Genomic DNA, 8,978 nt, shown 5'->3' with positions numbered 1-8,978 from the left:
TCGGGAATTTCACATAACCTTCATCTTCCATGGGACAGAGGAGAATCCCCATGACCTCCAACCTAACCCCATCAGAGGATCCCCAGGGCAGGAAGGGAAGGTGCATCCACCCCACGGTCCCTGCAGGTCATCCCCTACCCCTGCCAGGTCACGTGCTGGGGAGTGCGTGCAGCGCTGTGCAGCAGCCTGGAGACCCCATCACTACCCCTCTGCGCCCTTCCCGAAGTTTTTCCCGATTTCCCGATTGTTAAGAGACCGGGAAATCGGGAAAAAGTATCAGGTGGAGAATACAGGCTTGGGCGCTAGGGTGTGGCATGCAGGCTTGAGCAGGTAGAGGCTTCCCAGCGGGTAGTCGCTCACGTGGGGACGATGATCTCCTTAGAGACTGAGAGGCAAGATCTTGGCTGCAGGTCCACAGACCCTTACTCCGGTGGGCACTTGGTGGTGTGGAATCTCCCCTTTTGCCTTAGGTAGGCCCCTGCATGCATCTCTCCATGCCTGGCTTTGGCCTCCTGTCAGGCTGGTCTGCCGATAGTAGTTTTGGCCTATGGGTTGTGCTAGATACCCTAAGGGCCCACTTGCCATCGCCTAAGGTTGATACGAAGGCAGGTCGATATGATATAAGGAGGGCAGCGGAGCACCGCCTGCTTATGGTGCTCCGCCTTTGGTGCTATTTTGCTATCCACTTCCCCCTCTCTATTTGCTGTACTTTGCCCTGAGAGCGCAACGCCGACAGATGGTTTTGCACCGTCTTAGGGCTCATATCCAGCTCGCTTGCGACCTCATCAACGCTTGCCCCATCAGGGTAGCGGGACAGCGCTATCAGCACTTGCGTGGACCTGGGGAGGTTGTGCTCTGCTCCTGCTAGAGCATCGCTGCCTAGTCGCTCTTCCCTGAGGTAAAGGTTTTTGCCCTCCCAATCGAGGCTGAAGCCCAACGTCAACCCCCTGGCCGTCAAGTTGCTCTTGCTGACCCTGACCACCACCCCTCCGCCGTCAGCGGCAATGAGCTGCAGGATGTGCCTGGCTTTCCCGGTCTTGGCAAAAGAGCCGTAAGCACGATAGTCGCTAAGGTTAGCGCCCGGGGTGGGCTTGCCCTGGTGGTCGATTACCAGAGCTGTGATGCCCAGCTGCTCCAGCCAACTGATGATCTCTACCACTGCCCCTACATCCTTGGTGTCCGATTGGAAGGCTCCCAGGGTTAGCGAATCCACCACTAAGAGGCCAGGGACGAAATCCACCTCCCAGACAGCCTCTATCTGTGTCCTTACCTTTGGATCCGTTAGCGCACCCTGAGTGCGCAAGTAGTAGATCCCCGTTGGAGGCCCCGATAATCCCATCCCCCTGGCAATGGCATAGCACCTACGGATGAACTCATTAGAATCAAACTCAGTGTCTATATAAGCCACAGGCACGCTCATGGTAGACTTGCCAAGGAAGGCATTGCCTGTGCATACATGCAGAGCCAGGGCAGCAGCAAATGCGCTCTTGCCTAAGCCTGCATCCCCATACAAGAGGGTGATAGTGTCCTGAGGGACCAGATCCTCCACTAACCATTCACGAGGCGGAGGCTCTGGCTGTAACCACACAGGGATGAACCCCTCATTTTCCCGATTTCCCGATTCTTTAGGGACCGGGAAATCGGGAAAAACTTCCTCTTGCCATTTTGCTGCCAGCTGAGGAGTCACAGGCTTGGCCTTGCGTGCAAACACCTCTTCCAGGGGAATGGTCAGGTCTGCTAGGTCGTATCCCAACAGGATGCTGAGGGAATCATGAGGTACACCCAGCTCCAACAGACGCAGGGCGATCCTCTGCATGTGGGCTAAGCCTTGCTCATCGGCATCTGGCACGAGTAGGATGTTTCTCCCCACTAGGGGCTGAAGAGCCTTGTGGGAGGGCGTGGTAGATGAGCCGCAGGCGGTTCCAAGCACCAGGTAGTCTGGAGACAGGTGCGCCGAAAGGGCATCCGCTCCTTTCTCTCCCTCGGTGAGGACTATAGTGGCCTCCTGCAAGGCTGTCAGCAAATGGCTGCGGTAGAGGGGAAGGTCCTCTTTGGGGATGTCTCCCAGCCCCCAGGAGCCATCGGGCCTCATGTAGGGCATGCTCGTCTTCTTGCCCTGGGGATCCTCCTTGCGGAGGTGGTAAGCTATGAGCGTACCGTCATGCTCGCGCAGCTCATAGACCTGCTGCACGTCCTTGGGAAGCTGTGGAGTTTTTCCCGATTTCCCGATTGTTAAGGGACCGGGAAATCGGGAAAAACTTTGGGAAGACTCAGATGCTGCAGAGGCTAGGCCAGCAAGTTTAGCGGCTTCCGCCAACACCTCCTTGAACTGCGAGCTGTTGGCGCGGTCCCACAGACCGTTGAAGCGCACGTGCCCGAGGAAGTCGATCACGTCCCCCTTGCGGTCGCAGCCGAAGCACTGCCACTTCTGGCGCGAAGGGTATATCGCCAGGCTGGGAGTCTTCTCGCGGTGGAAGGGACATAGGGCCTTCAGGTAGCCACCCTCTCTTCGGAGCTCGCCCACATGGCGCTCCACGAGCGATGTAAGGTCCAGCTTCGCCTTGATCTGCTGGATGTCGTTTGTGGTCCTTCTGTTTTGCTGCGTATCCTGCTGCTGAGGAGTTGACTGCCGGATAGGCTGGATAGCGTGCGCCTCCCGCATGGAGGAGCCCACGGGGTTACTTGGTACCGCCATCCTCTGCCTCCTTTCCCATGCTGCTCTGGATCTGCTGCTCGACCCAGGCCTCCAGAACGTCCAGAGGGACCCTGCGAGATCTCGGGGGCACGAGCACCGAGGGCAGATATCCGGAGTTGACTAGGGCCCAGGCCTTGGCGCGGCTGATGCCCAGGTAGGAGGCGACCTCAGGGACCTTCAAGAGCCTTTTTTCCACTGCAGTTCTCCTATATTATGTAATTATGTTCTACTATGTAGTATATGGGTGAATTATAGAAAATATAATCGATAAGTGTAAAGAGCTGGAGAAGGAGGGAGTCCCGTAGCACGTCCTGGAAGTCCTTAGGTTGACGTCAGCTAGAGAAGCCGACCTTCTCTCTTGTATAATGACAAGTTAGTGTAGGCCTCAAAATACTTCGAAAGACCAGGTGCTCAATGGCGGCAAAACCAATCGTAGCTATAGTAGGTAGACCAAACGTTGGCAAGTCAACTTTCTTCAACCGCCTGCTGGGGGAAAGAGCGGCGATAGTGCAGGACGAGCCAGGCACCACGCGCGACCGCCTCTACGGCGAGGTCAGCTGGCGCGGCAGGACCTTCACCATCGTCGATACCGGCGGCCTGGAGACCAGCGTCGACTCATCCTCCGGTGAGCTCGACCCCATCCGCCGCATGGTCCGCGAGCAGGCAGAGCAGGCCATTCGGGAAGCTGACCTCATCGTCTTCATGATCGACGTCAAGACAGGTCCCACCCCCTCGGACTACGAGATAGCCGACCTGCTCAGGCGCACCAACAAGCCCACCATCCTGGCGGTCAACAAGGCCGATTCCCCCCAGCGCGAGTACGAGGCCGTGGAGTTCTACTCCCTCGGCATGGGGGACCCCATCCCCGTCTCCGCCTACCACGGCATGGGCATCACCCCCCTGCTGGACAAGGTCGTCGAGCTCCTTCCCCCCGAGCAAGAAGAGGAGGAGGAAGAGACCGGCCCAGTGGTGCGCATAGCCATTGTCGGCAGGCCCAACGTCGGCAAGAGCCGGCTCCTCAACGCCATCCTGGGGCAGGAGCGGGCCATAGTCAGCGATATGCCGGGCACCACGCGCGACCCCGTGGACACGGAGATCCAGTGGGGTGACCAGCGCATAGTGCTCATCGACACCGCCGGCATACGGCGCAGGGGCAAGGTAGAGACCGGCATCGAGCAGTACAGCGTCTTCAGGACCCTCAGGGCCATCGGCCGCAGCGACGTCGTGCTGCTGCTGATAGATGCCCAGGAGGGACTCACCGCTCAGGACGAGCACATCGCTGGCTACGTCCTGGAAGAGTACAAAGGGCTGGTGCTCGTGGTCAACAAGTGGGATCTCGTCGAGAAGGACGAGCACACCGCAGACGAGTACGTCGCCCACCTCCGAGAGAGGATGCCCTTCGTCGACTGGGCGCCCGTCAGGTTCATCTCCGCCAAGTACTCTCAGGGCATCCCCGGGCTGATGGAGACCGCCCTCAGGATCGCCAGGGAGAGGGAGCGCAGGATCACCACCGCCGCCCTCAACCGCCTGCTGAGAGACGCCGTCGCCGCTCACCAGCCCCCCAGCAAGCCCGGCAAATGGCTCAAGTTCTACTACGTCACCCAGGCCGATGTCAAGCCACCCACCTTCGTCTTCTTTGTGAACGACCCCAAGCAGGTGCAGTTCGGCTACAAGCGCTATCTGGAGAATCGCATCAGGGAAGCCTACGGTTTTGAGGGTACTCCCATCAGGATGTACTTCCGCAGCAGACAGGAGACGTAGAGATGTCCGTGCTCATCGCGTGCATTATCGGGTACCTTCTAGGGTCCATCCCTAACGGCTACATCGTGGGCAGGCTCATGGCAGGAGTAGATGTGCGCACCGTCGGTTCCGGCAAGACGGGCGCCACCAACGTCCGCAGGCTCGTGGGATGGAAAGGCTTCTTCCTCGTGCTCCTGATGGACGTTGCCAAGGGCGCCCTGGCGGTGCTGCTCGCGCGGTGGCTCTTGCCCGAACCCAACTACTGGGCGCAGGCCGCAGCCGGCATCTTCGCCGTCGTAGGTCACACCTGGCCCGTCTTCCTGGGCTTCAAGGGGGGCAGGGGGCTGGCCACGGGCATGGGAGCGCTCCTGGTGATGGTCCCATTGGCGGTCCTCCTGCTGGCCGTGCTAGGCGTGCCTCTGGTGATCATCTCGAGATATATCAGCCTGGGCTCAGTGACCGGCAGCGCTCTCGCACCCATAGTGGTGCTGCTGCTAGTGATCTTCCTTCACGAACCGTGGGCGTACTTTGTCTACACCCTGGTGGCCGCCTTGCTGGTCATCGCCATGCACAAGGACAACATCCAAAGGCTCCTCCAGGGCACGGAGAGAAGGATCTAATGCCAGAGGACAGCAGGCACCAGCGTTCGCCGCAGCTTGATCTCCCTGGCCTGTGTTTCGAAGCTCTCACCTACCTGAACCCAGGACTCCGCTGAGAGGGTGAGGAGGCAATGCGGAATCTCAGGATTGAGCATCACAGACCTATCCAGCAGGAACACCTGCACGTTCTCCGTCCTCCTGGGCAGTGCCACGCATATAAGCACCGTACCGTACTGCGGCACAAATATCCTGCGGTTGTTGCAGGCGTAGAGCGTGTCCGTCCAGCGGATGCGCACGCAGTGCAGCGCCAAGCGCCACCCCGTGCTGGGGATGCGCGTGAGGACCTGGTACTCGTCCTCCCCCCTCACCAGCTTGCCCTGATCGGGCTGCACCGGCTCTATCGTCTCCCCGTACCGCAGGAAGCTCTCCCTGTCGAGGACGTCGATGGCTATCGGTTGGGATCTCACGAGAGTAATGGTACGTCCTGCATCCCCGAAGGTCAACCTTCGCACACAACATCTTTCATCGGGAGGTAGATTTTGGGTAAGGTACACGTATCCAGCCACCCCCTGGTGGCCCACAAGACGACTCTTCTAAGGGACGTCAACACCGAGCCTAAGAGGTTCAGAGAGCTCGTGGACGAGATAACCAGCCTGCTGCTCTATGAGGCCACGCTGGATTTCCCCCTCAGAGAGGTGGAGGTCCAAACGCCCCTGGCCACCACCCGCGGGTACGACCTCCAGTGGCGGGTCGGGTTCGTCCCCATCCTCCGCGCAGGATTAGGTATGGTGCCGGCCGCCCTGCGCCTGATGCCCTTCGCCGAGGTGTGGCACCTAGGGATCTACCGTGAGCACGATACCCTCAGGCCAGTGGAGTACTACAACAAGCTCCCCCAGGACCTGAACATCGATGTGGCCCTGGTGCTCGACCCCATGCTCGCCACCGGGGGCTCGGCCGTGGCAGCGGTGGACGTCCTCAAGCTCCGCAACCTGTCGGCCGTGCGCTTCGTAGGGCTCATCGCTGCCCCCGAAGGCATAGAGACCCTCACCAAGGCGCACCCAGATATCGATATCTACGTAGCTGCTGTTGACTCACACCTCAACGACCAGGCCTACATCGTGCCCGGGTTGGGAGACGCAGGGGACAGGCAGTTCGGGACAGGCTAGCAGGGGAGAGTTACTGGCTGAGCAGATCAAACCTCACCTGCTCCTGCCTGCGGGTGATCGCCCTAAAGAGCCTTCGCACGAGCTGGGTAACATAATCGCCCAGCTCGTACGTGGCGATTGATCCAAGTACGAGGCCACCTATGGCGCCTATGACTGCGCCGAATATGAACAGGTTGCGTCCCGTGGTTGTCGACATTCCTTCCTCCAGGTTATTGGATGAGCAACAGGGGCTTCGCTTCCTTCCAGAGCTCGTCGAGCTTGTAGAACGCCCTCTGCTCTGGAGCAAAGATGTGCACCATCACATCCAGGAAGTCTATCAGCACCCAGCCCGAAGCGCTGGTGCCCTCTATCCTTCTGGTGGGCACGCCCATCTCGTCGGCCCTCTCTATCAGGGCCTGAGACAGAGCGTTGATCTGCCTCTCGGAGCTGCCGCTACAGATCACAAAGAAATCGGCAATGATCGACACACCTCTGAGGTCCAGCAGCACAATGTCCGAAGCCTTCCTCTCAGAGGCAACATCAACAAGCTCTCTTGCCAGTGTTTCCGGTTGTATCTGCGTAGAGTTGGCTGTAACCATTTATACCTCACTAAATTCTACCTATCACATGTATTCGTAGCAAACATTGTGCCCCTTTGGGCGGCCACAGCGCTTGGCAAATTATATGCGATATTTACAAGTGTGCGGTTGCGTGCAACTTTACCGGCCCTTACATTGTTATTAACAACTGATAGACATAAATATGCCCACGTGTCGTTGTATAACCTTCTAGGCTGCTGTTGAGTTATGAAATAGGGAATGAATTTCCACCTACGCAGGGGATGTAGGAGGACCACAGGTCTTATAGCAGGAGGTATAGGTGTGATAAAGCACAGGGAATCCAGAGAGAATTCTGGTCAGATATCGCACGAGGCGCTGTGCATCTACGAAGAGTGCAGGTTCTGCAAGCACAGAGTGAACGTGCATCGCACCCCCAATGAACAGGGTCAATGCAACCTCGAGCTGCAGGGGGTCATGAAGGTCGAGATGTGTAAGGGGAAGCTGTTCTTCTCCCTGGACCCCAATCGCGCAGCCAAGTACAGGATATGGAAGCTGACCCAACTGGCAAGGAGAACGCCCAGGGAGAATGGTCTAAGCATGATCTAGAGGACGGGCACAAGGCAAGAAGCCCGTGATCACAGCCCCAGAGACTCCCTGAGCCTGTCAAAAAAGCCCTTCTCGCCCTGCTCGGGCTGAGGCTTCTCCAGTGTCTCTCCCAGTTGTCTCAGGAGTTGCTTCTGCTTCTCGTTCAGATGGCGGGGTACGACCACCCTGAAGGTGACCACCTGGTCCCCGCGGCCGCTGCCCCGTAGGCTAGGCACGCCCTTGCCGCGCAACCTTATCGTGTCGCCGGTCTGCGTGCCAGGCTCAACCCTCACCTCGGTGGTCCCCTCCAGCGTTGGGACGTCTATAGTGTCGCCCAGAGCCGCCTGCACGATGTTTATAGGCATCTCCAGGTGTATATCCCTGCCAACCCGCCTGAACAGCGGGTGCGGCTTGATGTCGAACTCCACGAACAGGTCGCCGCTCGGAGCCCCAGGATCTCCCGGCTCCCCCTCGCCCGACAGCCTTAGATGGAAGCTCTCATCGATGCCCGCAGGCACCCTCACCTCCAGCCTGCGTGGGGCCATCACCCAGCCCTGACCCCGGCACTCACGACACGGGTTGGTGATCACCACGCCCTCGCCCTGGCACGTGTTGCACTGCGTCACCGTCACGAACTGCCCTATAAGCGTGCTCTGCATCCTCCTCACCTCGCCCGATCCGCCACAGGTAGGGCATCGGGATGGCGAGCTCCCCGGCTCCGACCTACTGCCCTGGCACCTCGGACAGACCGTGCGCTTGGTGATCTCTATCTCCTTGGTAGTGCCAAACACCGCTTCCTCGAAGGTCAGCGTCATCCTGTAGCGCAGGTCGTTGCCCCTGCGAGGGCTCCTCGTTCGCCTTGTGGATGCCCCGAAGAGATTCTCGAATATAGTCTCGATACCGAAGCCGAATGGGCTGCCGGTGAAGTCGTAGCTGCCAAAGCCGCCGTTGCCCACGCCCTCGTGGCCAAAGCGGTCGTACATAGCCCGCTTCTCGGCATCAGAGAGCACCTGGTAGGCCTCGTTGATCTCCTTGAACTTGGCCTCCGCATCGGGGTCCTTGTTCACGTCGGGGTGATACTGCCGTGCCAGCCGCCTGTATGCACGACGTATCTCCTCCTCCGACGCGTTGCGAGGTACTCCAAGGATCTCGTAATAGTCCCTCTTAGTTCTGCTGTCCATAGGCACTCAACTCTAAGTAATGCTATCAAATAACAACTTACCTAATGCGTCGACAGGTGTCAAAAAGCAGTGTGGCCGGAGCACAAACCGACTCCGGCCACACCAACAAGGCCTAGACCTCTCTGAATTCGCCCTCTATGGTGCCGTCATCAGGACCCTTGCCCTGGTCACCCTGTGGCCCCTGCTGGCCGCCAGGCTCGGGTCCATAGGTGCCCGTCGCCTGCTGACCGTACATCTGCGCCCCGATCTGCTGGCTTGCCCTGGCCAGCTCGTCCGTAGCAGTTCTTATCCGGTTGATGTCCTCGCCGGCCATCGCCTGGCGCAGATCCTCGATCTTGCGCTGGATGTCGGACTTCAGGCTCTCGTTGATCCGATCGCCGTGCTCGCGCAGCACCTTCTCGGTCTGGTAGATCAGCGAGTCGGCTATGTTGCGGGCCTCCACCAGCTCCTTGCGCCTCTGGTCCTCGGCGCGG

General features: G+C 59.1%; 12 protein-coding genes. 5 read left to right on the top strand and 7 right to left on the bottom strand.

Features of this window, described 5'->3' with window-relative positions; translation table 11 throughout:
• Nucleotides 1-334: hypothetical protein (locus N2245_RS14325; protein WP_494537383.1), on the top strand; the 334-nt coding region annotated here is incomplete at its 5' end.
• A 336-nt stretch (nucleotides 335-670) separates the two neighbouring features.
• On the opposite strand, the gene N2245_RS14320 is transcribed toward N2245_RS14325, so the two are convergent.
• Nucleotides 671-2,695, bottom strand: a complete 2,025-nt coding sequence (locus tag N2245_RS14320) for an AAA family ATPase (protein WP_494537382.1) — start codon at nucleotides 2,693-2,695, stop codon at nucleotides 671-673.
• A complete protein-coding gene (locus N2245_RS14315; RefSeq protein WP_494537381.1) occupies nucleotides 2,679-2,891 on the bottom strand; it encodes a helix-turn-helix transcriptional regulator in 213 nt (70 codons plus the stop codon). Before N2245_RS14315 ends, N2245_RS14320 begins: the two co-directional genes overlap by 17 nt.
• A 218-nt stretch (nucleotides 2,892-3,109) precedes the next feature.
• On the opposite strand from N2245_RS14315, the gene der reads away from it, so the two are divergent.
• A complete protein-coding gene (der, locus tag N2245_RS14310; protein ID WP_494537380.1) occupies nucleotides 3,110-4,456 on the top strand; it encodes a ribosome biogenesis GTPase Der in 1,347 nt (448 codons plus the stop codon).
• 2 nt (nucleotides 4,457-4,458) lie between these two features.
• Nucleotides 4,459-5,055, top strand: coding sequence for a glycerol-3-phosphate 1-O-acyltransferase PlsY (plsY, locus tag N2245_RS14305; RefSeq protein WP_494537379.1), 597 nt, complete (start codon nucleotides 4,459-4,461; stop codon nucleotides 5,053-5,055).
• On the opposite strand, the gene N2245_RS14300 is transcribed toward plsY, so the two are convergent.
• Nucleotides 5,052-5,615 carry a hypothetical protein gene (locus N2245_RS14300; protein WP_494537384.1) on the bottom strand — a complete coding sequence of 188 codons (564 nt, stop codon included), beginning with the start codon at nucleotides 5,613-5,615 and terminating at the stop codon, nucleotides 5,052-5,054. The genes plsY and N2245_RS14300 overlap by 4 nt on opposite strands.
• On the opposite strand from N2245_RS14300, the gene upp reads away from it, so the two are divergent.
• Complete coding sequence (gene upp / locus N2245_RS14295; protein WP_494537378.1) at nucleotides 5,574-6,200, top strand: uracil phosphoribosyltransferase; 627 nt, start codon at nucleotides 5,574-5,576, stop codon at nucleotides 6,198-6,200. The two genes, N2245_RS14300 and upp, sit on opposite strands and share 42 nt — an antisense overlap.
• 10 nt (nucleotides 6,201-6,210) lie before the next feature.
• Here the strand turns inward: upp and N2245_RS14290 are convergent, their stop codons facing one another.
• Together N2245_RS14290 and rsfS are read right to left on the bottom strand one after the other, a co-directional pair.
• Nucleotides 6,211-6,396, bottom strand: a complete 186-nt coding sequence (locus N2245_RS14290; RefSeq protein WP_494537377.1) for a hypothetical protein — start codon at nucleotides 6,394-6,396, stop codon at nucleotides 6,211-6,213.
• A 13-nt stretch (nucleotides 6,397-6,409) separates the two neighbouring features.
• Nucleotides 6,410-6,778 (bottom strand): ribosome silencing factor, encoded by a 369-nt coding sequence (gene rsfS, locus N2245_RS14285; protein ID WP_494537376.1) that lies wholly within the window; start codon nucleotides 6,776-6,778, stop codon nucleotides 6,410-6,412.
• 282 nt (nucleotides 6,779-7,060) lie between these two features.
• Between rsfS and N2245_RS14280 the strand changes: the two genes are divergently transcribed.
• A complete protein-coding gene (locus N2245_RS14280; RefSeq protein ID WP_494537375.1) occupies nucleotides 7,061-7,345 on the top strand; it encodes a hypothetical protein in 285 nt (94 codons plus the stop codon).
• Nucleotides 7,346-7,374: 29 nt separating this feature from the next.
• Here the strand turns inward: N2245_RS14280 and dnaJ are convergent, their stop codons facing one another.
• Both dnaJ and N2245_RS14270 read right to left on the bottom strand, forming a co-directional pair.
• Nucleotides 7,375-8,505, bottom strand: coding sequence for a molecular chaperone DnaJ (gene dnaJ, locus N2245_RS14275; protein WP_494537374.1), 1,131 nt, complete (start codon nucleotides 8,503-8,505; stop codon nucleotides 7,375-7,377).
• A gap of 112 nt (nucleotides 8,506-8,617) precedes the next feature.
• Nucleotides 8,618-8,978: Hsp70 family protein (locus N2245_RS14270; protein ID WP_494537373.1), on the bottom strand; the 361-nt coding region annotated here is incomplete at its 5' end.

The organism is Thermobaculum sp. T2p (assembly GCF_059335935.1).
This window is presented reverse-complemented; position numbering and strand designations above follow the sequence as displayed.